The sequence below is a fragment of the Thioalkalivibrio sp. XN279 genome, from assembly GCF_011089885.1.
GTDB lineage: Bacteria > Pseudomonadota > Gammaproteobacteria > Steroidobacterales > XN24 > XN24.
Map to the genome: position 1 here is coordinate 1 of NZ_JAANBD010000023.1, position 25347 is coordinate 25347.

The following is a 25347-nucleotide window of genomic DNA, read 5'->3' on the forward strand; positions in this document are numbered from 1 at the left end:
GCCGGCGGTCCGGGCTCGGCTCGGTAAACTGGCGGTCGGTTACGTCGCCATCCGTGTTCTTAATCCGGTCGATTCCGAGCCACGGCCGTTGCCGTCGGCCCGCCGAGCCGCGCTCGGGAGCGTCGGCGGCGGTCCCGGAGTCGCCATGCGCCACCAAAACCCTGCACCTGCAACCCAGCAGCGGGGTCGGGACGTGCAACGCTCACTGAACGAGATAAAGATTTCCGAGTGAAGGGAGCGTTGCACGACGCGGCCCCGCGGTCAGGGGCAGAGTCGCCGGGTCCCGGTGCGGTCGGTTTCTCCGGCGCGCTACCAGGCCCGGCGCAGCACGGCCAGCGCCTCGTCGTGATCGACCTCGACCGGGTTGAAGATGATCGAGCCGTCATCGAGCGACATGGCAGCGACCTGCTCCAGCTGGGATTCCTGCACCTTGCCGGTCTCGGACAGCGTGCGCGGCAGCCCGCAGCGCTGGTGGATCTCGTCCTTCAGCCACTTCAGGTGCGCGATGGCCTTGTCGGCGCGCTGCTCGGGCGGCGTGGCGGCGTAGGTCTCGGCGCCGGCCAGCGGCAGCAGCAATTCGCCGATGGCATCGCGGCGCGCCTCGAGGTTGTACTCCAGCACGGCCGGCAGGAGGATGCTCATGCAGGTGCCGTGGTGGACGTGGCACAGCGCGCCGACGGAGTGGCCGAGGGCGTGCACCAGCCCGACCATGGAGTTGGAGAAGGCGACGCCGGCCATGGCGGCGGCCTGCGCCAGCGCGAGTCGGCCCTCTGCGTCGGCGGGATGGTCCAGCACGTGCAGCAGGTTGGCGGACACGGCGCGGATCGCCGCGGTGGCGTAGGCGTCGCTCATCGGGTTCTTGGCCAGGCAGATGTACGCCTCGCAGGCGTGCGTCATGGCGTCCATGGCGGTGGCGGCCGTGATCTGCGCCGGCAGCCCGAGGGTCATGCGCGGGTCGAGCACCGCCGCGTCGGGCATGAGGAAGGGCGAGGCGAAGGGCAGCTTCACGCCGCGCTCCTCGTCCTTGACGATGGACACGTAGGTGACCTCGGAGCCGGTGCCGGCGGTGGTCGGTATGACCAGCAGCGGCTTGAGGCGGCGCGGCAGGTTGCCGACGCCGGAATATTTCGCCGGGTCGTCGGTCTGGTAGGAGGCGAGGATGTTCGCCGCCTTGGCGGTGTCGATGGGTGAGCCGCCGCCCAGCGCAATGAGCGCATCGCAGCCGGCGTCACGATAGGTCCGCGCGATGGCCTTCACCGCGGCGAGCGAGGAGTCCGGCGGCACCTCGTCGTAGACGGCTGCGATCTCCAGCCCGCCCGTGGCAAGGATCTCGCGCAGCTTCTCCACCAGCCCGGCGCCGGCGACGCCGCGGTCGGTGACCACCAGCGGCCGCTTCGCGCCGAGCGCGCCGAGCTCGAAGGGGATGGTCTCCAGCGCGCGCGCGCCGGCGATCAGCTTCACGGGGCAGAAGAATTCGTAGTAGGTGTCGTTCACGTCAGCTCCTCGTGACCAGGTCGAGCGCGATGCGGCCGTAGATCTTCAGGTTCATGCCCAGCTTCTCCCCGAGCCCGAGGTCCGCGGGGTAGCGCTTCACGCCGCGCGCTGCGATGAAGCGCGGCATCAGCAGCGCCTCGAGGCGGTACATGCAGCGCACCAGGCGGATGCCGGAAGCGAGGTCGCCGTCCACCACCATGCGATCGCGCGCGAACGCGGTCGGCGTGCTCTCGATGAAGGCGAAGACGCGGAATGCGTACTCGAGATGCTTGAAGCGGATGGCCAGGCCCAGCCCGTCGGGGAGGCGCCCGCCGAGATAGCGCAGGCGGCCGTCGGGCGTCTTTTCCAGCACCATGCTGGGCCCGTCGGGCAGGGTGGTCATGGCGATCACGATGCCGTCGGGGAATCCCGCGGCCTCCGCGCGCACCACGGGGTCCACCCGGCTCATGGCGCGCAGGCCCCAGCCGACGATCCGCATCATCACGACGACGTACACGCGCTTCAGGCGCTGGCGGAGGCTGCTCATGGAATCCGGCTCCCCGGTGGTTTTGCGGCGCTGCATCGTAGTGTAGCGCCGCCGGCCGCGTGCGTGTGCCTGTGCGGGCCACGCGCCGCGGCTCGGGCTAGAATCGGCGCCGAGAGAGGTGAGTCATGAGCATGGATTCCCTGAATTGCTGGCGCTGCGGCGCGGCGGTGGTCGACGAGCCCTTGCCCCTGTCGCGCACGGCGGCATGCCGCCAGTGCGGGGCCGAGCTGCACGCCTGCCGCATGTGCGAGTTCTACGACACCAGCAAGGCCAAGGCCTGCCGCGAGCCGGTGGCCGAGCCGGTGTCGGACAAGACGCGCGCCAACTTTTGCGGCTGGTTTCGCCCGCGCTACGGGCTGGCCGGCAAGCAGGACGATGCGGCAGCCGCGGCGCGCAAGGCGCTGGACGACCTGTTCGGCTAGCTCTTGCGGAAGCGCAACTCGCTGGCCTCGCCCGGGCGGCGGCCGCGCTTGTCGGCATAGAAGGCACGGATCAGCTCCATGTCCTGCTCCGCGTCGCCGCTGAAGCGCACGAACTCCCTCAGGCCGACGGTCTTGGACGGGTAGTCGATGAAGCCGAAGCCGACCGGCACACCGGCCCGCACCGCGATCTGGTAGAACCCTGACTTGATGTGATCGGTATGCTTGCGCGTGCCTTCCGGCGCCAGTGCCAGCCACAGCCAGTCATGCGTGCCGAACTGTTCCACCGCTGCGCCGATGAAGCCGCTGGCCGCGCGCCGGTTCACCGGCACACCGCCCATGCGCCGCAGCAAGCCGCCGAAGGGCCAGCGGAACAGCGAGTCCTTGCCCATCCAATTGGTCGCCAGCCCGGTGCCGAAGCGGTACAGCACGGCGATGAGGAAATCCCAGTTCGAGGTGTGCGGGTAAACGATGATCACGCCCCGCGGGCCGGGCAGGGGCGCCACCACCGGCGTCCAGCCCATGGCTTGCAGCAGCCAGAGGCAGAAGCGCCGCCACCAGGACTGGCGCGACGGCTGGGTGGGGCGGTTGAGCTTCATGACTGGAGGCGCTCCCGGGGGTCGACTATGGTTAAGGGGCTAAATGTTGCAGCCAGGACGTGACAGGGGAGAGGTGCAGCACACACAAGCAGAGGAGAGCACCCATGACGACAACCGTTTGCCGGCAGTGTAACGCCGATACCATGCCATTGCGGCTCGGCCGCCTCGAGGGCGAAGAACACGGCGTGCACATAGTAATTGAAGGGCTGCCCGCGCTCGACTGCAGCAACGGGCACAAGCGCTTCCCGACCCCGGAGTTCCCGCTCGAGTTCATCCAGCGCATGCTCGGCGACGAGGGCCTGATCACCGCCGAGCCGGCGGTGGAGAAGGGCCTGTTCCGCAAGCGCCGGCTGTGCCCTGACTGTGGCACGGAGCTGTCCGGCGAGCCGAACGGGAAAAGCACCCACCAGGCCACGGTCGATGTCCCCGACAGCGAGGCGGTCAGCGTCGAGCTTTCGCTGCCGGTGCAGAACTGCAGTTGTGGCCGTGAGGTCACCTTGCCGAAGAGCGAGGTCGAGCGCGGCGTCATGCAGGCGGCGGCGAACGCCTTCCGCAGCGCGGAGATTCCGCCGGGCTGAGCGCCAGTGCGGGGGGGCTACTCCGGCGTCATTTCTCCGCTGCCGCGTTTCGCGGCCAGGTAGCCCTGCACCATTTCCAGCGCGCTCTGCTCGCAGGGCGGCATTTCGACATGGGTCTCGTGCAGCGGCGTGATGCGCTCGCCCCAGCGCAGCAGCTGCGCCGACCAGGTGAGGCCGCCGCCGAAGCCGGTCAGCAGGATGTTGGCGCCGGGCTTGATGCGGCCTTCCTCCAGCGACTCGACCAGCGCCACGGGCACCGTCGCCGCCGACATGTTGCCGTAGCGGTGCACGTTGACGAAGCAGCGGTCCATGGACAGCCCGGCGCGCTTGATCACGGCCTCGATGATGCGCAGGTTGGCCTGGTGCGGCACGACGAGATCGACGTCCTCCGGCCCCATGCCGCACTGTTCGAGCACGGCCTGGCAAGCCTGGCTCATGCCTACCACGGCGCGCTTGAAAATCTCCTGGCCCTCGAACACCCACTGGGTATCGCCGTTGTACCAGCCGCAGTTGGCGTAGCGCTGCCCCATGCCGTGCACCAGCAGGATCTCGCGCACTTCGCCATAGCAGCCGAGCTTGCTGGCGCGCAGGCCCTCGTCCTTGTCCGTCGCCTGCAGCACGGTGGCGGCGCAGCCGTCGCCGAACAGCACCGCCACGCCGCGGTCGGTCCAGTCCATCAACGGCGAGATGAGTTCGCCGCCGATCACCAGCGCGTTGTTCACCACGCCTTGCGAGATCATCGCTGCGGCGCTGGTGAGGCCATAGAGATAGCTGGTGCAGGCGGTGTTCACGTCCATGGCGCCGGCATTCACCGCGCCGATGCGTTTCTGCACACCGGAGGCCGTGTTGGGCACCTGCTGGTCGAAGCTGCAGGTGCCGAAGACGATCAGGTCGAGCGCGTCGGGCGCGAGATCGGCGCAGGCGAGGGCGCGATGCGCCGCGATCGTCCCCATCTCCTCCAGCGACAGGTGGGAGATGCGACGCTCGCGGATCCCGGTGCGGGTGGTGATCCACTCGTCGTCGGTTTCCAGGAAAGTGGAGATGTCGTCGTTGGTCAGCGTAGCCGGTGGCATGCACTTGCCCCAGCCGGTGATGGTCGCGTTTCTCACCCGAGGATTCCCCGCAGCAAATTGCACGATTCTAGCCCAGAACGGGGCCGGGTCATGGGGTCGTGGCTATATCCGGACGAGGTGAGTGTGGGTGGCGCCCGCCACAGAGTTCAGCGGGATCGAGCGGTCGAAGCTGACCAGGCGCGCGTCGTGCTGCACGGCCAGCGCCAGCAGGTAGACGTCCGTGACCTGGCGCGAGCCGAGGACCGCGTTCCAGTCCACCACGCCCTCGTGCAGCAGGCTCACTGCATCAGGCCAGAACGCGTGCCAGCGCGTGGCGGTGGCGGCTCGGAGCCGCGCGGCCACGGCGGCGGCGGGCAGGGCGCCGGGATAGGACGGCTGGGACATGATGCGGATGCAGCCGTTCTCCGTCAGCGGACATGAGGCCCAGCCCTGCTCGATATTGGCCGCCAGCCAGGCGTGGGCGGTTGCATGGTGGACGTGGTCGGCATCGAGCAGCGCGATGAGGACGTTGACGTCCAGCAGCGCCCGCATCAGATGCCCTCTTCGTCCCGCAGCCGCTCCACCAGCTCGTCGCTGACGACGACGCCCCGCGAAGCGAAGGGCCGGAAACCGTAATGCGCCGCCGGCTCGGCGACGACGCCGGTCGTGAGGGCGTCACCCTGGGTCATGGCGCGTCGTAACAGCTCGGACACCACCCGCCCGGTAGTTTTGCGTTCGCGACGCGCGCGTTCCTTGGCCGCGGCCAGTACGTCGTCATCGATATCCAGGGTGGTCCGCATCATCATCTCCGTTGATGCGGTGATGCTAGTGCATCAGGTGCGTTGATGCAATCAGGACGTGCGGCCCCGGCTCCCGGCAGCCCTCTTGCGCGTCGCGCCCGTCTTTTTTCTCGTCGCGGTAGTCTTGCGCCGCGTCTGCGGCTTGCGCCCCAGCAGCGCCGCCTCCAGCTCCTCGACAGCATCCGCCGTGTACACGGCGATCTTCTGCATGCTCGGCACCGTGGTATGGCAGGCCGTAAAGCCGAAGTTCATCAGCCCGGCGTAGCTCTCGCAGGTGATGTTCAGGGCCTGTCCCTGGGTGACGATGGAGGCCGGGTAGATCGCCACCAGCTCGGCGCCGCGGAAATACAGCGGCTGGTCCGGGCCGGGCACGTTGGAGATGGTGATGTTGAACATGGGCCGGATGCGCCCGCCGATGCCGGTCAGCAGGGTGATGATGGTGGGCGCCATCAGCAGCATGGTGTATTGCAGCATGGCGCGGCGCGGCAACTGCCGCACGTGGTCCTTGCCGTGCTGCACTGAGGCCTTGATCGAAGCCAGGCGCAGCTTCGGGTCGACGATGTCGGTGCCGAGCGTGGCGAGGATGAAGCTGATGGCGTTGCCGGCGCCTTCGTCGTCCTTGGGGCGCACCGAGACCGGGATGCCGGCCACCAGCGGCTTTTCCGGCAGGCTGTCGCGTTCCGCCAGGTAACGCCGCAGCGCGCCGCCGCAGACGGTCAGCACGATGTCGTTGATGGTGCAGCCGCCGGCGTCGGCCAGCTTGCGCAGGCGCTCCAGCGGGAACTGCTGGGTGGCGAAGCGCCGCTTCTCGCGAACGCGGCCGTTGAGGATGGACATGGGCGTGTCGAAGGGGATGGCGAGGCCGTCGTCATCGCCGCCGATGCGCTTGAGAAACTGCGCGAAAGCGGTCACGAGCTGCGGCACGGTGCGCACCTGGGCGCGCAAGCCGCCGATGGCCGAGGCCATGACGTTGGCCATGGTCGGCACCGGCGCCGACTTGCCGGGCTGCGACTTGCGCCGGCCGCGCTGGGCCCAGAACGGCGGCAGGTCGAGGCTTTCCTCCCGATCGAAGGACATGGCGCGCTGCAGCAGCATCATGCCGCTGACGCCGTCGATGAGCGAGTGGTGGATCTTGATGAACAGGGCGAAGCGATTGCCCTTCAGCCCCTCGATCACCGTGCATTCCCAGGGCGGCCGGCTGAGGTCGAGAGGCGTGCTCTGCAACAGGCCGATCATCTCGCCCAGCTCGCGCTCGCCGCCCGGCCAGGGCAGGCCGGCGTGGCGCACGTGGTACTCGAGGTCGATGTCCTGGTCTTCGACCCAGGCGGGTACCGGGTTCTTGGTGAAGGGATACTTCAGGCGCCGGTTCCAGGGCGCAGTGAAACTGCGGTGACTGCGGAACTCGGCCATGAGCTGGCGCAGGTAGTCCTTGGGCGCATCGTCGGGCAGGCGGAACTGCAGCAGGCCGCCGACGTGATTGGGCGTGGCCCGCGACTCGGTGAACAGCCAGGCGGTGTCGAGCGGGTTGAGCCGGGTGGCGCTCATTCAGTCGCTTTCTTGCGCGCAGCCGGCTTTTTCTTCGCCGTCGCCTTGCGGGTGGTGGCTTTCTTTTTCGTGGCAGGCTTGCGGGCCGGCGCCTTCTTGCGCGCACTCTTCTTTGCAGCAGCCTTCTTCTTCGCTGCCGGTTTCTGCGCCGGCTTCGCGTCGCCGCCGCCCTGCCAGGTCTTGCGTGCCTCCTTGGCCAGCGCCACCACGCGGGCGATGTCCTCGTCGGTGTAGACGCCGTTGGCGCCGGAGATCGCCGCCAGCTTCATGCCGTGCCTGAGGCCGAGCTTGTAGATCTCCTTGACCTTCTCCCACTCGGTGTCGCGGCCGATGGTGAACACCTCGAAGCGGCCCTCGAGGGCGAGGACGATGGTCTCCGCCAGGCAGGCATAAATCACGTTCGGCGGCAGGCCGATGTTCTTCAGCCCCTTCACCGGCGTCGGCAGCTCGATCTCGCCGGACTCGATGACCAGCACGTCGGGCCGCTTGGCGACCTCTTCGGGCGGCAGGTCCAGCGGCCGCGCCACGTCGGTGATGACGCAGCCGGGCTTCACCTTGGTGATGTCGAGGATCTTCTTGCCGGCGCCCGAGGTCGAGGTGACGATCATGTCCATCTCGCCGAGCAGCTCGTCGTAGTTGGTGGAGCAGACCACGTTGGCGCTCGGCGTGTCCTTGAGGATCGAGGCCTTGAGACGCTCCAGCTTCTTCATGTCGCGCCCGGCGATGACCACTTCCTCGAAGGCCATGGCGAGCAGCCGCGCACTGACCGAGCCGATGGAGCCGGTGGCGCCGATCACCATGGTCTTGGCCATGACGTGCTTGTCCACCGGGTGCAGCTTCACCAGGCCCATGCGTTTCATGGCGTCGTGCGCGGCCCACAGCGCACCCGAGGCGGAGTAGCTGTTGCCGGTGGTGATGGGGATGCGCGCGCGCCGCGCCACGGTGACGCCGGCGTCGCCCACCACCTTGGTGAAGGCGCCCAGGCCCATGATCTGCGCGCCCAGCTTCTCCGCCATCTTCGCCGCGGCGAGCAGGCGGCGGTACGTGAACTCGGGGCTGCGCGCCAGCATTTCCTTGGGCGTGCCGCCGACGGTGATCAGCCAGCCCTCGGCCTCGGCGCCGGTGGGCGAGATGATGTTTTCCATCTTGCAATAGATCATCGGCGGCAGGTGCGCGGCCAGGGACTCGACGCGGTTCATGACGAACTTCGGCGTGCCCTTCGGCACAGGGAAGCCCTTGCGGATGTATTCCTGGCTCAGCGGGTGGATGACGAAGGCGAAGCGGCGGATGTCGCGGAACTTCCCGCTCGGGTGCAGCAGCCGCGGCTTGATGTCGAGCTCCTCGATGATCTCGATGAAATCGTCGTCGGACACGGCCTCGTGGGGCTTGCGCAGGGAAGCGAGGACCATCGCCTCGAGCACGTTGATGCCGACCACCTTCTCGAACAGCTGCGGCGAGACGTCGACCACCAGGTTGACCTTGCAGGCTTTGAAGAAGGCTGCCGCCTCCTCGTCCACCGCCGAGGTGATGAGCGTCTTGCCGGCGAGGTTCTTCGCCGTGCCGACTGCTTTCAGCTCCGGGAAGGTGCCGACGATGACATGGGCCTTGGCCACCTCGCGCGCCATGCACTTGCTCTTGAACCCGGTGAGCGCGCTCTCGAGCATCTCGCCCGGCCGCCCGGACAGGACCATGTCGCTGCCCCTGGCGTACAGCTCCAGCTGGCGCAGGGAGGTGAGCATGGTCGGCGCGCCGGTCTGCGCCAGCGCGTCGGCAAAGCGCAGGTTCGGCGTGTAGTCGGACATCGCCAGCGCCATGTCGTAGTTGCGCATGCCCGAAAGGAACAGCACCAGGTTGTTGTTGAAGTAGCTGCCGAGGTGGTTCTGCACGTAGCGCACCGCGCTGACCTGCAGCAGCCGCCGCAGCTTGGCGCCCGTGGTCACGGGGACGCGCGTCACGACCTTGGTGAGGCGCCGCGTCTCGCGGTTGGTCACGGTGTCCTGGCCGACGTGGTAGTGGTCGGCGACCTCGCCCAGTCCGATGGCGTCCGCCTTGCCCTGCGCGCGCCGCATCAGCTCCCAGGCCCTGTTGACGTCACCGTCGGCGCCCACGCGGCGCACCTGGAAGCGGTGTCCCAGGAAGTCGGTCTCGAATGAGAAATCACGCTCGGACGAGCCCAGCGTGACGGCAACAACTCTCTTCATGCTCATATCTTCGTCCCCAGGTATTCTCTCGCGCCTCAGGCGGCGGCCTTGCGGCGCCGCTCCGGCGGCGCGGACGGCGGCAACACGCGGCGGATGATGTCCTCGCATTGCCGCTGCGTCATGTAGCGCGGCACCGGGTAGCCGGTCTCCGCCTCGTGGCAGGCCGCCTTCGCCAGCGCCGGGATGTCCTCTGCGCGCAAGGCGTCGAGGTGCGTCGGGATCCCCAGTTCCCGGTTCAGTTCGACCACGGCGGCGATGAATTTCTTCGCCAGAGTGCGCTCGTTCTCGTGCTCTTTGCCCAGGCCGGCGCGCACCGCGAGGGCGGCGAGGCGGCCGCCGATCTTCGGCGCCGAGAACTCCAGCACGTGGGGCAGCATGATGGCATTCGCCAGGCCGTGGGGCGTGTGGTACTTGCCGCCGAACTGGTGCGCGATGGCGTGCACGTAGCCGACATTGGCACGGGTGAAGGCCATGCCGGCGTAGGTCGAGGCCAGCGCCATCTTCTCGCGCGCCTCGAGGTTGCCGCCGTCGTGGTAGGCGGTGCGCAGGTTCTCGAAAATGAGCCCGACCGCCGACAGGCCCAGGCCGTCGGTGTAGTCCGTGGCCCACTTGCCGACGAAGGACTCGACCGCGTGTGTCAGCGCGTCCATCCCCGTGGCGGCCGTGATATGCGGTGGCAGCCCGGTCATCAGCGCCGGGTCGAGCGCCGCCATGCGCGGCACGATGCGCGTATCCACGATGACCAGCTTGCTCTCCTTGTCCGGGTCGGAGATCACGGCGGCCACGGTGACCTCGGAGCCGGTGCCCGCGGTCGTCGGCACGGCGTAGACCGGGACCGGGTTGCGCAGGCCCTTGAAGTAGCCGGCCAGCTTGCGCAGCGGCTTGCCCGGGTTGGCGATGGCCACCGCCACGGCCTTGGCGGCGTCCATGGAGGACCCGCCGCCGACCGCCACGATGGCGTCGCAGCCCTCGGCGCGGTAGAAATCGATGGCCCGCTCGACCAGCGGTATCGGCGCGTCCGGCGTGATCTCGTCGAACACGGCGTACTGCGCGCCGCCGGCCTCGAGCGCGTCGGTCAGGCCCTTGAGCAGCCCCAGCTTCACGATCATGGCGTCGGTGACGATCATGAGCTTCTCATGCCCGAATCCCGCCACGGCCTGGCCGAGGCGGCCGCTGGAGCCCGGGCCCACCAGCAGGGTCGGGCGCGGGATGGGCAGGAAGCGGGTCACCATGCCGGCGCCCTTCATCAGGGCGGACAAGCCGGTGGCACGCGGTGCTTCGGGAATCAGGTCGAGAATCACGGGTCAACCTCCGTGGCCGTCACGGGCGCAGCAGTACGGGCGGGCTCAGCGGCCCCAGTGCCAGCGCAGGCCGGCGCCGTAGGAGGTCGATTCCTCCCCGAACACGACCTCGGCACCGAGAGCGAACTGCGGCGTCAGGAAAAAGCGGGCAGCGAGGCCGTAGCTGGTCTCGTCGCCGAGGTCGCTCAGGTCGACGTAATCGACGTAGCCTTCCAGCTCGATGTTGGTGGCCGGGCGTGTGCGCAGGCCGAGGGCGAGTCCGTAGCCGTCGTCGTCCACGGTGACGCCGAAGGTCTCGGCTTCCGCGCTGACGTAGCTGGCTTTGCCGTACATGCTCGAAGCATTCCCGACCGGCCAGGCGTAGCCGAGCCCGAAGTCGTACTCGCGCAGGTCCACGTCGAAGCCGCCGACGTCGATGCCCAGGTCGGAGTAGCCGCCGAACAGGAAGAGGTTTTGCGAGACCTCGAAGGATGCCCGCAGCACGAAGCCGTCGGCATCCTCGTCGAAATCGTCTATGTCGACGCTGGCATACGCGGCGTCGAGGTAGTTGTAGCTGACGCCGTCGGCCTTCAGGACCAGCGGGACGAAGAGCAGGGCACAGCCGAGCGAGATAAGAGCGGAACGCATCTGGATGACTCCGTGTTGCCTGCTCGCGACTCTATCCCCGGCGGTGGCGACGGGCAAGGCGCGCCTGTGTGATCCCGATGGCGGGACCCGCCACGATCAGCAGCATGTAGACCCAGGACGCCAGCGCCAGCCGGTCCTCGGGCAGGGTCCAGGCCAGCACGATCGACAACAGGCCGAAGCTGCCGACGAAGAGCCATGCGACGCTCTCGGCGCCGCAGTCGAAGGACTCGGCGGGGCTCATCTGCAGCCGATGTCGCTGCTGCCAGGCGCGGAAATACAGTCCGGCCACCATGCCGTTCAGGGTAATGAACCCCACCCCGTAGATGGTGAGCAGGCCGCGGAATTCGGCGGTGCTGGCAAGCGAGAAATTCAGCGGCAACCAGCCGCCCGACACGAAATGGAACGCAGCGCCGAACATGATTTTCAGCGGGTAGACATAGATCATCACCACCGTGACGAGGCCGAAGGTGAGCAGTACCGAGCCCAGGTCCTCGAGGCCGAAGCGCTTGCTCCAGGACTGGTGGGCGCGCCAGTAGAGCAGGAGGATCGCGAGGCTGGCGATAAACGCGGGCCCGTCTTTCAGCGCGGCCGCCAGTTCCTGGTAGGACGAGGGGATATCGTCGATGGAGATCGCCAGCAGGGCGGTGGCGAAGGCGAAGGCCGCATCCGTGAAGATGCTGAGGCGCGTGACCTCCTGGCCGCGCTCCGGGAAGGCCTCGGTTTCGTGCCTTGCGGCCATGACGGATCCCCGTGGTCGTGTTGCGTGCAGGACGGATTCTAGCGTCCACGGAACATCGACGCCCCCCGGGATGCGGACGCGCCGGCCTGTGGCACACTCTGCACAGCAAGGAGGTGACCCATGACCAGCGACCTGCCGTTCGACGGGGCGGTAAGCCGTTATCTCGCCGCGGAGGCGCCGGAGGAAGTGCGGCTTGCCGTGGAAGAGGGCAAGAAGCGCGACATCCTCGACGACAGCTATCCGTATGAGCGCTGGCTGAAAAAGCCCGACTACGAGGACGAGCTCGACCGGCTGCAGATCGAGCTGGCGAAATGCCAGCGCTGGGTGCAGGACAGCGGAGCGCGGCTGGTGGTGATCTTCGAGGGTCGCGACGGGGCGGGGAAGGGCGGCGCCATCCGGCGCATGACCATGAACCTCAATCCGCGCGTGGCGCGCGTGGTGGCGCTGTCCAAGCCCAGTGAACGTGAGCGCAGCCAGTGGTATTTCCAGCGCTACGTGCCGCACCTGCCCGCGGCGGGCGAGATCACGCTGTTCGACCGCAGCTGGTACAACCGCGGCGTCATCGAGCAGGTGTTCGGTTTCTGCACGCCGGAGGAGCGCGCCCGGTTCTTTGCACAGCTGCCGGGCTTCGAGAGCACGCTGGTCAGCGAGGGCATCGTGCTGGTGAAGCTGTGGCTCAACGTCGGCCGCGCCGAGCAGCTGCGGCGCATGCTGGCGCGGGAATCCGACCCCCTCAAGCAGTGGAAGCTCAGCGCCATCGACATCCAGGGGCTGGCACGCTGGGACGACTATTCAAACGCCATCGAGCAGACCTTCCGCCGCAGTCACACGCCGGTGGCGCCGTGGACCGTGATCCGGGCCGACGACAAGTACCGCGCGCGGCTGGCCGTGATCCGGGCCGTGCTCGGGGTGCTGGACTACACCGGCAAGGACGAGACCCTGGTGGACGGCAACGACCCGGCGATCTGCGGCGGGCCGGAGCTGTGGCGGCCGGCCTGAACCGGCCGGCTCGGCGAACCTGCAGCCTGGAGAGAGTGATGCTCGGTTCCCGACGCCGTTTGCTCGTCAGCATGTTGTTCCTCACGGCGGCCAGCAGCCCGGCCTTCGCGCGCCCTTACCCGCTCGGCACCGGCCTTGCCGCGTCCGCGGACAGCGCGCAGACCGCGGGCTCCAACCCTGCGGGCATCGCCCGCTTCAACGAGCGCGCGCTCAGCTTCGAGTTGCTGTATTTCAGCAGCGAGTCGCGGTGGGAAAGCGCCTTCAGCGGCACCGGCGCCGAGTTCAACACGAACAGTTCCGGCGACACCGTCGTGCCCCGGGTCGCCCTCGTGCAGCCCATCAACGACAGGTTCACCGCGTCGTTCACTTTCCTCGGCACGGGCTTCTCCGACAACCTCGGGGAGTGGCCGGGACGCTATTTCATCCAGAGCTACGACTCGGTGTTCGTCAGCGCCTTCCCGAGCCTGGCCTACCGCATCAACGAGCAATGGTCGGTCGCCGCCAGCGCGGCAGTCACCTATAACCGCTTCGAGCAGGAGCGGGCGGTCCGCAACATCTTCGACCCTGGCTTTCCCGATGGGCTCTCCAGGATCGAGGCCGACAGCGTTTCGTTCGGGTTCGGGCTGTCAGCGCTCTACCAGGGCAGCGAGCGCACCCGCTGGGGGCTGACCTACAGCTCGGAGATCAATCCGCGGCGCCGTGCAGACAACGCGCTTTCCGGGCTGGGGCCGAACACGGAGGCCGTCATGCGCGGCCTCGGGCTGCTGGAGCGCAACCTCACTATCGAGAGCACGTCGCCGGAGTCCATATTCGCCGGCGTCTACCACGAGTTCGGCAACAGGTCCGCCGTGACGCTGGACGTGGCGTGGATCAACTTCAGCAATTTCCGCCTCTCGGAGTTCTTTTACGACGGCGAGTCTTTCGCGCGCAACGACAGCAGCTATGACGATATCTACGCGCTGAGTGCGAGCTACACGTGGCCGGCCGCGGAGCGCTGGATGCTCGGCGTGGGTGCGATGGCGACCAACCAGATGATCGATGACGAGCAGCGCGGCATGACGCTGCGTCTCGACGCGGCCTGGTCGCTCGGCCTCACGGCCGAATGGCAGTGGACCGACAAGCGCCGGGTGATGATGGGCCTCAGCTACTTCGGCCTCGGCGACGCGCCCGTCGCCACGCCCAGCATCCCGGGTCTCGGCTCGCTGGAGGGCCGGTTCAAGTCCCGCGATACCTTCCTGTTCCAGGTCGGGATAAGCTTCGGGTCGCTTTAGCGCGACGCGCGCCATGGCCGCGATACCCGCTATCATGCTCCCGAAGCTGGCGGCGATGCAGGCCTGAAGGAGCCCGGGAATGTCAGATAACAGCTATGTCGACGAATTGGACCAGGTCACGGCCACCATGCAGGCCTATATCGAGGGCGGGCGCGCCGGCAAGAGCGCCGCGCTCAAGCCGGCCTTCCACGCCGACGCCAACATCTGCGGCTACGTCGGCCCGGACCTGTTCTGCGGCCCGATCCAGGGCTTCTACGACTGGCATGACGAGAACGGCCCGGCGCCCGGCCTCCAGGCGCGCATCGCCAGCATCGACATCGTCGGCACCGCGGCCTCGGTGCGGGTAGACATGGACGACTGGACCGGCCACCGCTTCACCGACTTCTTCACGCTGGTGAAAGTCGACGGCCGCTGGCAGATCCTCAGCAAGGTGTTCTACCTGCATCCCTGAGCCCGGGATGATCGCTAACCTGGCCTGAGGGCTCGGGCGTTCAGTCGCCGGGTTCCGCCTGCCACTGGAACACTTCGTCCAGCGGCACATGGAACACCGCGGCAATGCGGAACGCGGCTTCCAGCGACGGTGAGTACTTCCCCGCCTCGATGGCGGCGACGGTCTGGCGCGTCACGCCGATACGCTTGCCGAGCTCGGCCTGGGTCATTTCACCGTGCTGGAAACGCAGCAGCCGGACGCGGTTACTTATCGTGCCTGCCCTCATGACTGTCGCCGGTAGGCGACAACGGCGACGCCGTGGGACACGAGTTCGGCCAGGACGATCGCGAAGATGGCCCCGTTCACGATGGCCCAGCCGCCGGCGTAGAAAGGCATGATGATCGCGACCATGATCACACCGGCGATCAGCGTGCCGTAGGCGATGCTGACCGAGCGCCGCTCGATTGCGAGGTCGCGCTCGTCGGCCGGCTCCCGGGCGTCCTCCGGTGTCCGCAGGCGAAACACGGCATGGCCGGCCAACAGGATTGCGACCTGGACCGCGACGGCCACGGCGAAGAGCCAGAGCTGGCGCAGGTTAGGCATGGCGTCGTCGGGCGGAGCCGTCGCCACGATCGCGAAATAGGGCCCGAAGGCAACGACCATCGCGAGCAGCGACAGCCAGGCGACTTTCTCCCGGTAAGACATGCTCGATTCCTTCTCAGGCGCCGTTCTGATGGAAAGCATGTTTTACGCGATGGTAAATATCTTTGTCAACGTGTAATAAAAACCTAACTTTCTTCGGGTAGCGGATCCGAATCCGGGATGTCGCCAGCGGGGCTGCCCCGGGGATCGGGCAACGCCCGCTCGAACTCGGGCGCGAACAGGAAAGGGATGTCGAAGTCGAGCCGGGCTTCCGTGTAGCGATCGTCGATCGGGACGTCGTCGCTGCCGGCATGGGGGTTCCAGGTCACTGACAACACCTGCAGCCCCGGCGCAAGGCCGTCGAGCGGCACCACCCCGGTGAGGCCGCGCATGCCCAGGTCCAGCCGCTCGCTGGCGAGGAAACGGCCGAGATCGACGGGCTGCCCGTTCAGGGCCACGGACCACAGCCGCGCCAGGCAGGGGGCGCCGAGTCCCTCTTCCTCGCCGGGGCAAAGGCGCTCCAGCAGGAGGTTGTCGCGGATCGGCTGGTAGGGCAGGAACAGTCGCAGGTGGCTGCCACGCTGCTCGAAGCTGGGGATCATCGGCCGCGCGCGCAGGCGATCCTTGCCGTGGCGCATGTCCTCGTAAAAGCTGCTGCGAAAGACTGCTCCGGCGAAATGCTGCTCCTGCTGGTCGTCCAGGTAGCGGAACTGGTCCGAGACGGTGAAGTTCACGGCGCGGTTGAAGCTGAACTGGCCAAGCACCACGATGGCGATCACGGCCACCACGAACAGGATCATGGCGATGATCGGCCGGGTGTTGCTCTGCAGGGTCAGCTGCACCGGGAGCACCAGTCGCTGCGGCACCAGCCAGCCGTTGATCCTGCTGAGCACGCTGACCAGGCCCCGGAACCACGCCGCACGTTGCAGGGCCGGTACGCGTTGCGCCAGCAGTGCGTCGAGGATCCACAGCAGCACGGCGCTGCCCGCGGCGACGGCCACCAGTCCGAGGGCCGCGGCATTGATGCCGAAATTCGTGGCGCCGAAGCGTGAGCCGACCAGGCCGCCGAGGCTCGCGGCCAGGGTGATCAACAGCACGATCCAGACGATGGCGAGCGCGATGACGCTGATGACCGCGAACAGGGAGGACGCGAGGCGATCGGAGCGTTCGATGGCGCTTTGCAGGTCCGGCAGGCGACGGCGGTAATTTTCCCGCGTGAGAGGCCCGATCCCCGGGGTGCGGTTCCAGTCGATGCCTTGCGGAAACACGGCGCGCAGGCCGATCAGCCCGACCCAATAGGCGCGCGCCAGCAGGTGCAGCAGGAAACATGCGCCCAGGCCGTAGCACAGGCCGGTGAGCAAGAGCAGCGCCGTGCTGCTGCTGACCACCAGGGTCACGGAAAGGTGCATGTAGGCGTCGGCGAACCGCTCGAACAGCCATCCCGGCAAGGTGAACAGGGCGAAGGTGGTCAAGCTCGAGATGATCAGCTCGAGCTCGTCGGTGCGATCGCGCAGGCGCGCCAGCTCCTCGCTGGACTCCGCCGTGTGCGTTCTGGGGTCCCTCTGCTCCTGCTCAGCCATGCGGCACTCCTCCTCGGCAAGCGCGGCCCGTGCGCGGGCTCGCAGCGTCCGGGCAAGGCTGCCACAATACCCGAATGCATACCGTAGTTCCCCTGCAGCGCAGCGCTGCCAGCTGGCTCCAGAGACCCGGCCGCATCTGGCTGAGCTGGAGCATCTTCAATCCCAACGGCCCGACCGTGCATGCCCTTGGCCTGCGCGACACCGAGGTGTCGGGGCGGGCCGAGGTGTTTCATCGCTGGATGCATTTTCTCGGCGGAGAGGACCATTGCCTCGGCTACGTGGACACCCGCGCGGATGACGTGGAGGCGCACATCGCTGAGATCTTCCGCCGCGCTTTCTCGCTGCAGCCCCCGCAGGGCTTTGCGCGCTTCCCCATGGTGACCTGCATCCCCAGCCTCGTGGTCTCGAACGTGTCCGAGGACTGGCAAGCCCTGTTCAAGACCTGTCTCGAGCAGAGCGCCGCGATACAGGCCGCGGACTGGGGGCGCGAGAAGTACCTGCTGGCGAAATACGGCAACCGGCTGTTCGATCGCGCCGGCGAGGAGTTGCGGGAAGCCTACGAGAGAATGCGCCGCGAACAGGCCGCAGGTGACGCGCAGGCTGCCGAAAACCTGGACCTGGTGTACAAGCTGTATCAGCAGGTGCCGACGTTTGCCGAGTGGGAGCCAGGCCGCTACGTGACGCGCGGCCTGCAGGCGGGCGACTTCGAGGCCTGGTGGGACGCGATCACGGCAGTGAGCTTCTGGCCCCCGGTCACGGCCCAGGTGGCGCACGCCTGGAACAACGCCGCCAAGCAGACCACGCTTCCTTGCCGGACGCCGATGGTGGAAGTGCGCGACTTCTTCGCCGCTTACGACCTGCCGATCTTCAGCGCCCTGTCCGTAACGGGTCAGGCGTAGCCGAACAGCGGCGGAAAGATGACCACCACCAACGTCGCCCAGGCAACGTAGACCGGGAGGTAGTCCGTCTGCCAGCGTTCCAGACGGGTGAAGGCTGCACGGCCGCGCAGGAAAAGGATATAGAGCACTGCTGACCATGAGAGGTTGACCAGCAGTATCGCGTTCACGCCCAGCGCCGTAACGCGGTTGGGACTGAAGCCGAAGTCGGAAATGCGCGCGGCAATGGCCCACAACGCAACCGCATCGACCAGCAAGGCGCTCACCACCAGCAGCACCTGCGCGGTGTCGAACAGGCCGGGCGGCGCCTGGGGATCGCGTGCCGAGACGGAGTACAGCAGCAGCCCGAGCACGACCACCAGCAGCAGGTCGAAGGCGATGAGCATGTCGCGCTCGATGTTCACGCCGCGCCCGGTCCAGGCCAGCACCACCAGGAACGTGATGAGCACGGCGGCGAACAGCGGCGTGAACAGGCGTGTCAGCACCGGCGCCATGTTCTCGATGACGCTCTGCTTGGCCTCCACCAGCCAGGCGGCGATCACTACGGCACCCATGGCGCCGCAAGGCAGCAGCCAGGACTCGAAGAAGGGCTCGATGTCGATGCCGATGGCGGAGAAGATCAGCGCCATGAACGCGGCCAGCACGCCGCCGCCCAACGCGATCAGGACGAAATAGATGAACAGCTCGCCGGAGAAGCGGATGAAGTCCATGCGCCCGCCGGTCTCGCGCCAGCGCGCACCGGCGTAGGCGACGCCCACCACCGCCCAGAGCGCGATCGGGAGGTGCAGCACGGCGAGCACCTCGGTGTGGCTGCCGGGCTGGAAGGGCCAGGCATTGGCGAACACCGCCGCGACCACGAAGGCTGCGCCCAGCCAGCGCCATGTGCCGGGCGCCAGCTGCCGTTTCCAGGCGAAATAACCGGTCAGCAGCGGCAGGACGAAAAACGACAGGTTCCGGGCATAGAACATCTCGTGCGCATTGCCCCAGGGCAGGCCGAACAGTTCCGGTAGCTTGATGGCGACGGCCGCCGCGATGGCCAGCAAGAAGGCTGCCCAGGCCTCGGACTCCCCGGCCGCCTGAGCCGGGTCGGCAGACGGCATGATCACCAGCTGCTTCCAAAGGCGTTCGGAGTGCTCGCGCGCGAACTCCCGCGACAACGAATCGAGGTCGCCCATGCGCTTCACGGCGACAAGGAAGGCTTCTTCACTGTCGAGGCCGGCATCCTCGAGGTTCGCCACCTGCTCGCGCAGGTGGTCCTCCAGCTCCGCGACGTCGACCGCATGGATCACTTGGCGCCGGCGCAGGTAGTTGCGCCACTGGCCGATCTGTTCCTCGAGCGCTGCGGCGTGACCCGGGTGCGACATGCTTCAGGTTCCTTGAGGTAGAGGAGGGTCGACCGCGATGGAGCGCCACAGGCCGCGCAGCGTGGCGTCGACCGCCTGCCACTGGCGGCGTTCTTCGGCAAGCTGGGTCCGCCCGTCGGCGGTGATGGAGTAGTACTTGCGGCGGCGGCCGGTCTCGGCGACGGCCCAGCGCGACTTGATGTAGCCCAGGCGTTCCAGCCGGTGCAGGACGGGATAGAGCATCCCGTCCGTCCACTCCATGCGTCCGGCCGAGAGCTCGCGCACCCGCTGCAGGATGGCGTAACCGTAGCTGTCGGATTCGGCCAGGATGGCAAGCACGATCGGCGTGGAGGAGGCGGCGACCAAGTCCTTGTTGATGTCCATGGCGCGGACTTTACCTTGAAGCCCTATACATAGCAATACTATGTATAGGGCGGAGAACAGCGCCTCTGGGCTGGGGCCCGGGAGCAGGGGCCTGCCGTGCCTCAGAAATCCTGGGCGCGCATCTGCTCCTCGTAAACCCGGATATAGTCGCGGTAGTGCCGCGTGTACTTCTTGAAGTGGTTTTCCAGCGCGGTGAGCTCGCCCGCTGAGCCGCTGAAGTACTCGAGCAGGTCTTCCTGCTGGAACTCCAACAGCCGCCCGAGGTTGGGCGCCACGTCCTCGACGTTGTAGAGGTCCATGTCCGAGTACTCGAGGATCGGCCGGTTGTCGGTATGCAGCGCCTGGCCGGCCACCAGCAGGTCGACGTCGTTCTCGCCCAGCAGCAGCATGCTGGCGAGCTCGTAGACGCTGTCGATGTCCAGGGTGCGCAGGTCCGGCGCGACCTGGACCATCTTGGCCCTCAGTTCGGGCAGGTCCACCAGCGTCCGCTCCGGCGTGCCCACCAGGATGATGAAATGCGTCGGGAACTGGGTGAAATACCAGGCGGTGGTGTGCGGGAAGACCGCATCGAACGTGGCGATGAGCGTCTTGAGGTCGTTGAAGGACAAGCCTCCGACCGGCAGCCAGGCCGCCGCGACCCCGGTGGGGCTGAGCGCGTCGCGCATGATCTCGAAATATTCACGCGTATAGAGGTAGGGATTGCGCTTGTACTTGAGGTTGGTGACGTCGGTGACGATGACATCGAATTCCTGTTCGGTCGTGGCGATGTAATTGCGCGCGTCGTCGAGCACGATGTTGAGATTGGGATCCGCGTAGGAATCGTAGTTGACTGAGCTGAACAGCGGCGCGGCCTCGATGATCTTCTCCTCGATCTCGACCGCGTACACGTCGACTTCGTGCAGCAGCATGCTGCCCGAGGTGGTTCCGGTGCCGTAGCCCACGGTCAGTGCCGACCCGGGCTCCTTGGCCAGCAGCAGCGGCACGTGAGCCAGCATCCGCGAGTCGGCCAGCAGCACGATATCCGTGCCGGACACGTTCTGGCCATCGACGAACAGGCCGCGGTAATCGCCGCGCTCGACCGCGCTCACGGTGCCGGACAGGCCCTCGGCGTAGTAGATCACCTCGAAACCACCGGCTGCCGCGCGCATGTCGCGGCCCTTGAGCTCGGCATGGAAAGTCTTGCTGTCGGCGAACACGAGCAGGTTGGCGACGACGGCGACCACCAGCAGCGAGGCCCACTGCAGGCGCGCCGGACGCCGGCCCCGCAGCAGGAAGGCCAGGGCGATCAGCAGGCTCAGGTTGACCAGGATCAGCGTGGTGTTCCACATGCCGACAAAGGGGATGAGCACGAATCCCGTCAGCAGGCTGCCCAGCACGCAGCCAAGCGTGTTGGAGAAAAAGGTGTTGCCGGCCTTGGCCCCGATGCGGTCCACGTCGTGGGCATAGATGCGCACGCCGAGCGGGAACAGGATTCCCATGAAGACGGCGGGGATGAACGACACCGTGAAGGCGAGCGCCATGCCGAGCGTCAGCTGGCTCGCCGGCGTCGCGTCCGCGAGCAGGAGGGTCAGCGCCTCGAACTGGCGGAATATCAGCAGCACGACGGCGCCGCTGAAGGCCGTGACGATGCAGACGGCGCTGAACCAGGCCTCGAGATCCTGGCGGCGGTCCACGGTGCGCGCGACGAACCAGGCGCCGACGGAGAACCCGAGCAGGAACCCGGCCAGGATGAGCGCGAAGGCCTGCGAGGTCGACAGCCCGTAGGTGGACAGGATGCGCACCCACAGCATCTCGTAGCCCAGGCTGATGAAGCCGGTGAGAAACAGGAAGGCCAGCATGTACGTGTAAGGCGCCTGCCCGGCAGGAACGGGCTGGACAGCCTGCGAGCCGCGCTTGCTCAGCGCCACGATCAGGGCCACGAGCAGGTTGCCGCCGATGGCGATCATCAGCGTGCCGATGACGCCGAACAGGCGCACGAACACGAAACCGGTCAGCAGTACGCCGGCACTGGCCCCCAGGGTGTTGAGGTAATACAGCTTGCTGAAGCTGGAGCCGAGGTTCTCCGGGTTGCGCAGGAAGTACTTGGCGAGCAACGGCATGGTGCCGCCGATCAGGAACACCGGCGGCAGCAGCACCAGCGTCGACAAGAGGAGGCGTGCGACGGAGAGCCCGTAGAAGCCGAGGTTGTTGTAGGCGTACTCGTAGAGGTAGCGGTAGACCGGCAGCGCCTCGATGACCACGTAGGCCAGCAGCGAAGTGGCCGCGATGCCGATTTCCACGTACAGGTAGACCCGCAACGGGTCGCGGATGCGCTCCGACCAGCGGCCGAAGAAATAACTGCCCAGGCCCAGGCCCAGCAGGAACACCGCGACCACCGTGGCGACGGCGAAGCTGCTGACACCGAAAACCAGGCCCAGCAGGCGCACCCAGATCAGCTGGTAGATCAGGGCGGAGGCGCCCGAGATGAAAATGGCCGTGAAGAGCAGCCTGTTACTCAGGTTCAGAACCATCAGCATGAGCCCTCGGGCTGGGTTGGCTGTACCGGCGCCAGGCCTGCAACGGCAGGCACGACACGCGTGGGCGAGCGGCCATATTACCCACGGAAAACGTGCCGTCGGGAATTCGCAACAACCCCTAGTGGAGCGATGGCCACGGGCAGGAAATGGGAATGGCGGGATTTCCGCCTGCAGTGCGTTAACCGGTACATGAACCTCTCGCACCAGGACGCCGGTCGCATCGAGCTCGAGCACGTGCCCGCCCAGTGGGTGATCGGGCTCGGCGCGGTGTGCTTCGTCCTCGTGATCGGACTCGTGCGGGCGCTGTTCGAGGGCGCCGTCCAGGGGGCACTGGTCGCGCTGGCGATGCTGGCCGCATTGTCCTGGTTTGTCCTCACGCGCGTCTTCCGCCGCTTCCGGCTGGTGCTGGATCGCGGCACCGGAGTGGTGCGCGTCACCGCCAGCACGGTGTTCGGCGAAACCGAGACGACTTACCCGCTCGGCGACCTGCTGCGCGTTGAGGTCGACACCCGCTACGAAGAGGGCCACAGCGCTGCGCAGCCGACCCTCGCGCTGGTGCTGGCCGATGCCGGCAAGCCGCGCCGCGTGCGCCTCGACCCGTTCCGACCCCGCCCCGAGGACCTGCTGTGGGCGTCCGGGCGGATCAATGCGTGGCTGGGGACGGACCCCGACACGCGACAAGAAGCCAGCGATGCAGGAGAGTCGAGGCCATGAAAGTCGTCACCAACACCCCGGAGGAGCTCGAACTCCTGATCGAGCTGCCGAAATTCATCCTCTGGTTCATGCTGGGCCCGATCGCGCTGTTCGGCGGGCTGTTCACGCTGGCGCTGCTGCTGGGCGGCGAGTTCCTCAATGCGCTCGGCACGGGGCTGGTGATCGGCGCCATCGTGGCCGTGGGCGGCTACTTCATCACCCAGCGCACCCGATTGCAGCTCAACGCTCGCGACGGCAAGGTGTACCTGCTGCGCACTTCGTGGCTCGAGCGCCGCACGCACGACTTTCCCCTCGAGCACCTCGACGGCGCCGAGGTCGAGCAGCGCCAGGATCGCCGTGACCACGATGGCGGCACGAACCGGCCGACCAGCACCGTCAGCCTGGTATTCAACAACACCCGCCCGGCGACCCGGGTGCCGCTCACGCTCTGGGCGGTGTCCGGCGGCGGCTCCGGCATGCTGGCGAACGCGATCAACGACTGGCTGCGCGAGCGAGCTCAAGATGCTTGAGCAAAACTTCGTTCAGGTGTTCCGCCTGCCCGATCGGCGTCCAGTGGTCGCCGGGAAAGCGCTGGTAGCGCCACGGCCCGTCCACCCACTGCGCTGAACGGGTCATCTGCGACTCGAGCAGGAAGCGATCGCCCTCGGCCCAGATGCCCAGGGTCGGCGCGCTCGGCTTTGGCTGCTTCTGCAGGAGGATAGTCGCCACATTGGCGCGGTAGATGCGCAGCGCCGCGGTCATGCGGCCGGGGCGACGCAGTCGCTCGAGCACCTGCTGCTTGCGCGGATGCTGGAAGTAGCGGGTGAGGCTGAGCGGACTGTCGCCCTGGAGCAGCCGGTCGCTGATCCCGGCGAGCAGGAAGTAATAGGTGTACCAGGCCAGCAGCTTCTGTTTCAGGCCGGCGCGGGCGTAGGCGGTGGGATGGCCGACGCCGAGCACGGCGAGGCTCCGGACTCGGTCGGGGAAGTGTCCCGCGAGCAGCCAGGCCAGCACCGACCCCCAGTCGTGACCGACCACGTGGGCCCGGTCGATGCCCAGTTCGTCCAGCAGCGCGACGTGATCGCGCACGATCTCGAGGGCGCGGTAGTCGCCCAGCCGGGGCGCGATGTCGGACTCGCCGCAACCGACGGTGTCCGGCGCTATGCAACGGTAGCCCGCCGCATGCAGGGCGGAAACCTGTTCCGACCACAGTCTCGCCTCGTCGGGAAAGCCGTGCAGCAGGAGTACCGTCGGCCGTGTCCCGTCTCCCGGCGCGGAGTCCAGGTAGGAGAGCGTGAGGCCGCGGTGATCGAAGTGGCGGCGCGGCGCGATGCTGTGCACGACGAACCTCGCGGGCTGGCGTTGCCGTGGCTCCCGAGTCTGCCACGGGACAGGTGTGCCTGCTACGGCATCCGCCTGGGCCGACTATATTTGTGGCATGAGCGAGGCGCAGCTTGCCTTCTATTACCTCGGCGTGGCGCTGGCGATCGGCCTGCTGATCGGCATCGAGCGCGGCTGGCATGAGCGCGAGGCCGGGGAGGGCCGGCGCATCGCCGGGGTCCGTACCTACGGGCTGATTGGGCTGATGGGCGGCGTCCTGGCCTTGCTGGCGGAGCAACGCGGCACGCTCGTGCTGGGGCTGGCGTTTATCGGGCTGGCGGGTGCGCTCGCCGCCGTCTACGTGGTCAACCAGCAGCAGGGCGACGACGACGTCGGCATCACCAGCCTGGTCGCCGGACTGCTCACTTTCGCTTTCGGCGCCCTGGCCGCCACGGGCGAGGTCGCGCTTGCCGCGGCCGGCGGGGTCGTGACGACGCTGCTGTTGAGCCACAAGCCGGTGCTGCACCGCTGGGTCGGCAGCCTCGAGGCGGGTGAGCTGCAGGCCGCGATCAAGCTGCTGCTGATCTCGGTGGTGCTGCTGCCGATATTGCCCAACCAGGGGTTCGGGCCGTGGCAGGCGCTCAATCCGTACGCCATCTGGTGGATGGTGGTGCTGATCGCGTTGATCTCCTTCGCCGGTTATGTCGCCATCAAGGTGGCCGGCGCCCGCCGCGGCACCGTGTTCACTGGCCTGTTCGGCGGGCTGGCGTCCTCCACCGCCGTGACGCTGCACTTTTCCCGCATGTGCCGGCGCAAGTCCAGTGCGGCGCCGATCCTGGCCACCGGCATCCTGCTCGCCTGCGGCACCATGTTCCCGCGCATGCTGCTGGTCGCCAGCGTGCTCAATCCCGGCCTGTTCCAGCTGCTGGTGCTGCCTGCCGCGGTGATGGCGCTGATGGCCTACGGGCCGGCGGCCGCCTACTGGCGCGGTTCATCCAGCGACAACGTGGACTCGGACGCATTGCTGAAGAACCCGCTCGAGCTACGCACCGCACTCGGCTTCGGCGTCCTGCTGGCGCTCGTCATGCTGCTCGGCAAGGCCTTGCGTCACTGGTTCGGGGCGGGCGGCGTGCTGGCGCTCGCCGCGGCCTCCGGTGTCGCGGACGTCGACGCCATCACGCTCTCCCTGGCGCGCATGACCCAGGACGACCTGGCGCTGCCGATCGCGGCCACCGGAATCGTCATCGCCGCAGCGGTGAACAGCCTCGTCAAGGGCGGCATGGCCACCTTTATCGGCGGGCGCAGGATCGGCATGTATGTAGGCCTGCCGCTGCTGGTTGCTGCCGGTGCTGGTCTGCTGACGGTGTGGCTCTGGGTCTGGTAGGGGATTCT

27 protein-coding genes are annotated in these 25347 nt (G+C 67.5%); 9 read left to right on the plus strand and 18 right to left on the minus strand.

The window, feature by feature from the left end; genetic code table 11:
- Positions 1 to 309: 309 nt before the first annotated feature.
- The gene (locus G8346_RS02895) at positions 310 to 1494 is read right to left on the minus strand and encodes an iron-containing alcohol dehydrogenase (protein WP_166048054.1); all 1185 of its coding nucleotides are present in this window, start codon (positions 1492 to 1494) and stop codon (positions 310 to 312) included.
- 1 nt (position 1495) lies between these two features.
- Positions 1496 to 2020 (minus strand): hypothetical protein, encoded by a 525-nt coding sequence (locus tag G8346_RS02900; RefSeq protein ID WP_166048056.1) that lies wholly within the window; start codon positions 2018 to 2020, stop codon positions 1496 to 1498.
- Between the two features lie 125 nt (positions 2021 to 2145).
- Between G8346_RS02900 and G8346_RS02905 the strand changes: the two genes are divergently transcribed.
- A complete protein-coding gene (locus tag G8346_RS02905; RefSeq protein ID WP_166048058.1) occupies positions 2146 to 2442 on the plus strand; it encodes a hypothetical protein in 297 nt (98 codons plus the stop codon).
- Here the strand turns inward: G8346_RS02905 and G8346_RS02910 are convergent.
- On the minus strand, positions 2439 to 3038 hold the full coding sequence (locus G8346_RS02910; protein ID WP_166048060.1) for a 1-acyl-sn-glycerol-3-phosphate acyltransferase: 600 nt from the start codon (positions 3036 to 3038) through the stop codon (positions 2439 to 2441). The two genes, G8346_RS02905 and G8346_RS02910, sit on opposite strands and share 4 nt — an antisense overlap.
- 104 nt (positions 3039 to 3142) lie before the next feature.
- On the opposite strand from G8346_RS02910, the gene G8346_RS02915 reads away from it, so the two are divergent.
- On the plus strand, positions 3143 to 3616 hold the full coding sequence (locus G8346_RS02915; protein WP_166048062.1) for a hypothetical protein: 474 nt from the start codon (positions 3143 to 3145) through the stop codon (positions 3614 to 3616).
- Positions 3617 to 3633: 17 nt separating this feature from the next.
- Here the strand turns inward: G8346_RS02915 and G8346_RS02920 are convergent, their stop codons facing one another.
- From G8346_RS02920 to G8346_RS02955, 8 genes are all read right to left on the minus strand, one after another.
- Positions 3634 to 4725, minus strand: a complete 1092-nt coding sequence (locus tag G8346_RS02920) for a ketoacyl-ACP synthase III (RefSeq protein WP_166048064.1) — start codon at positions 4723 to 4725, stop codon at positions 3634 to 3636.
- Positions 4726 to 4791: 66 nt separating this feature from the next.
- Entirely contained in the window at positions 4792 to 5220 is a 429-nt protein-coding gene (locus G8346_RS02925; RefSeq protein WP_166048066.1) for a TA system VapC family ribonuclease toxin, read from the minus strand.
- The gene (locus G8346_RS02930) at positions 5220 to 5468 is read right to left on the minus strand and encodes a hypothetical protein (protein WP_166048068.1); all 249 of its coding nucleotides are present in this window, start codon (positions 5466 to 5468) and stop codon (positions 5220 to 5222) included. Before G8346_RS02930 ends, G8346_RS02925 begins: the two co-directional genes overlap by 1 nt.
- Before the next feature lie 51 nt (positions 5469 to 5519).
- Entirely contained in the window at positions 5520 to 7013 is a 1494-nt protein-coding gene (locus G8346_RS02935; protein WP_166048070.1) for a wax ester/triacylglycerol synthase family O-acyltransferase, read from the minus strand.
- A complete protein-coding gene (locus G8346_RS02940) occupies positions 7010 to 9220 on the minus strand; it encodes a saccharopine dehydrogenase NADP-binding domain-containing protein (RefSeq protein ID WP_206202558.1) in 2211 nt (736 codons plus the stop codon). The genes G8346_RS02935 and G8346_RS02940 overlap by 4 nt, the downstream gene beginning before the upstream one ends.
- 29 nt (positions 9221 to 9249) lie before the next feature.
- Positions 9250 to 10515, minus strand: a complete 1266-nt coding sequence (locus G8346_RS02945; protein WP_206202559.1) for an iron-containing alcohol dehydrogenase — start codon at positions 10513 to 10515, stop codon at positions 9250 to 9252.
- A gap of 45 nt (positions 10516 to 10560) precedes the next feature.
- A complete protein-coding gene (locus G8346_RS02950) occupies positions 10561 to 11142 on the minus strand; it encodes an outer membrane beta-barrel protein (RefSeq protein ID WP_166048071.1) in 582 nt (193 codons plus the stop codon).
- A 31-nt stretch (positions 11143 to 11173) separates the two neighbouring features.
- Positions 11174 to 11881: a TMEM175 family protein gene (locus tag G8346_RS02955; protein WP_166048073.1), complete on the minus strand. Its 708-nt coding sequence runs from the start codon at positions 11879 to 11881 to the stop codon at positions 11174 to 11176.
- A gap of 120 nt (positions 11882 to 12001) precedes the next feature.
- Between G8346_RS02955 and ppk2 the strand changes: the two genes are divergently transcribed.
- The 3 genes from ppk2 (at position 12002) to G8346_RS02970 (ending at position 14602) form a co-directional block, all read left to right on the plus strand.
- Positions 12002 to 12880 (plus strand): polyphosphate kinase 2, encoded by an 879-nt coding sequence (ppk2, locus tag G8346_RS02960; RefSeq protein ID WP_166048075.1) that lies wholly within the window; start codon positions 12002 to 12004, stop codon positions 12878 to 12880.
- A gap of 38 nt (positions 12881 to 12918) precedes the next feature.
- Entirely contained in the window at positions 12919 to 14151 is a 1233-nt protein-coding gene (locus G8346_RS02965) for an OmpP1/FadL family transporter (RefSeq protein ID WP_166048077.1), read from the plus strand.
- 79 nt (positions 14152 to 14230) lie between these two features.
- The gene (locus tag G8346_RS02970) at positions 14231 to 14602 is read left to right on the plus strand and encodes a nuclear transport factor 2 family protein (RefSeq protein ID WP_166048079.1); all 372 of its coding nucleotides are present in this window, start codon (positions 14231 to 14233) and stop codon (positions 14600 to 14602) included.
- A gap of 40 nt (positions 14603 to 14642) precedes the next feature.
- On the opposite strand, the gene G8346_RS02975 is transcribed toward G8346_RS02970, so the two are convergent.
- The 3 genes from G8346_RS02975 to G8346_RS02985 all read right to left on the minus strand — a co-directional run bounded on the left by G8346_RS02975 (position 14643) and on the right by G8346_RS02985 (position 16803).
- The gene (locus G8346_RS02975) at positions 14643 to 14867 is read right to left on the minus strand and encodes a helix-turn-helix transcriptional regulator (RefSeq protein ID WP_166048084.1); all 225 of its coding nucleotides are present in this window, start codon (positions 14865 to 14867) and stop codon (positions 14643 to 14645) included.
- On the minus strand, positions 14864 to 15286 hold the full coding sequence (locus G8346_RS02980) for a hypothetical protein (protein ID WP_166048086.1): 423 nt from the start codon (positions 15284 to 15286) through the stop codon (positions 14864 to 14866). The genes G8346_RS02975 and G8346_RS02980 overlap by 4 nt, the downstream gene beginning before the upstream one ends.
- 83 nt (positions 15287 to 15369) lie before the next feature.
- A complete protein-coding gene (locus G8346_RS02985) occupies positions 15370 to 16803 on the minus strand; it encodes a hypothetical protein (RefSeq protein ID WP_166048088.1) in 1434 nt (477 codons plus the stop codon).
- A 74-nt stretch (positions 16804 to 16877) separates the two neighbouring features.
- Here G8346_RS02985 and G8346_RS02990 point away from each other — a divergent pair, with 74 nt between their 5' ends.
- Entirely contained in the window at positions 16878 to 17702 is an 825-nt protein-coding gene (locus G8346_RS02990) for a hypothetical protein (protein WP_166048090.1), read from the plus strand.
- Here G8346_RS02990 and G8346_RS02995 read toward each other — a convergent pair.
- From G8346_RS02995 to G8346_RS03005, 3 genes are all read right to left on the minus strand, one after another.
- Entirely contained in the window at positions 17693 to 19063 is a 1371-nt protein-coding gene (locus tag G8346_RS02995) for a permease prefix domain 1-containing protein (protein WP_166048092.1), read from the minus strand. The two genes, G8346_RS02990 and G8346_RS02995, sit on opposite strands and share 10 nt — an antisense overlap.
- A 3-nt stretch (positions 19064 to 19066) precedes the next feature.
- On the minus strand, positions 19067 to 19426 hold the full coding sequence (locus tag G8346_RS03000; protein ID WP_166048095.1) for a PadR family transcriptional regulator: 360 nt from the start codon (positions 19424 to 19426) through the stop codon (positions 19067 to 19069).
- 101 nt (positions 19427 to 19527) lie between these two features.
- Positions 19528 to 21942, minus strand: coding sequence for a fused MFS/spermidine synthase (locus G8346_RS03005; RefSeq protein WP_166048097.1), 2415 nt, complete (start codon positions 21940 to 21942; stop codon positions 19528 to 19530).
- 189 nt (positions 21943 to 22131) lie between these two features.
- Between G8346_RS03005 and G8346_RS03010 the strand changes: the two genes are divergently transcribed.
- Both G8346_RS03010 and G8346_RS03015 read left to right on the plus strand, forming a co-directional pair.
- Entirely contained in the window at positions 22132 to 22656 is a 525-nt protein-coding gene (locus tag G8346_RS03010) for a hypothetical protein (protein WP_166048099.1), read from the plus strand.
- On the plus strand, positions 22653 to 23165 hold the full coding sequence (locus G8346_RS03015) for a hypothetical protein (RefSeq protein WP_166048101.1): 513 nt from the start codon (positions 22653 to 22655) through the stop codon (positions 23163 to 23165). Before G8346_RS03010 ends, G8346_RS03015 begins: the two co-directional genes overlap by 4 nt.
- Here G8346_RS03015 and G8346_RS03020 read toward each other — a convergent pair.
- Positions 23128 to 23976 carry an alpha/beta fold hydrolase gene (locus G8346_RS03020; RefSeq protein ID WP_166048103.1) on the minus strand — a complete coding sequence of 283 codons (849 nt, stop codon included), beginning with the start codon at positions 23974 to 23976 and terminating at the stop codon, positions 23128 to 23130. The two genes, G8346_RS03015 and G8346_RS03020, sit on opposite strands and share 38 nt — an antisense overlap.
- 97 nt (positions 23977 to 24073) lie before the next feature.
- Between G8346_RS03020 and G8346_RS03025 the strand changes: the two genes are divergently transcribed.
- Positions 24074 to 25339, plus strand: coding sequence for an MgtC/SapB family protein (locus tag G8346_RS03025; RefSeq protein WP_166048105.1), 1266 nt, complete (start codon positions 24074 to 24076; stop codon positions 25337 to 25339).
- The last annotated feature ends 8 nt before the right edge of the window (positions 25340 to 25347 follow it).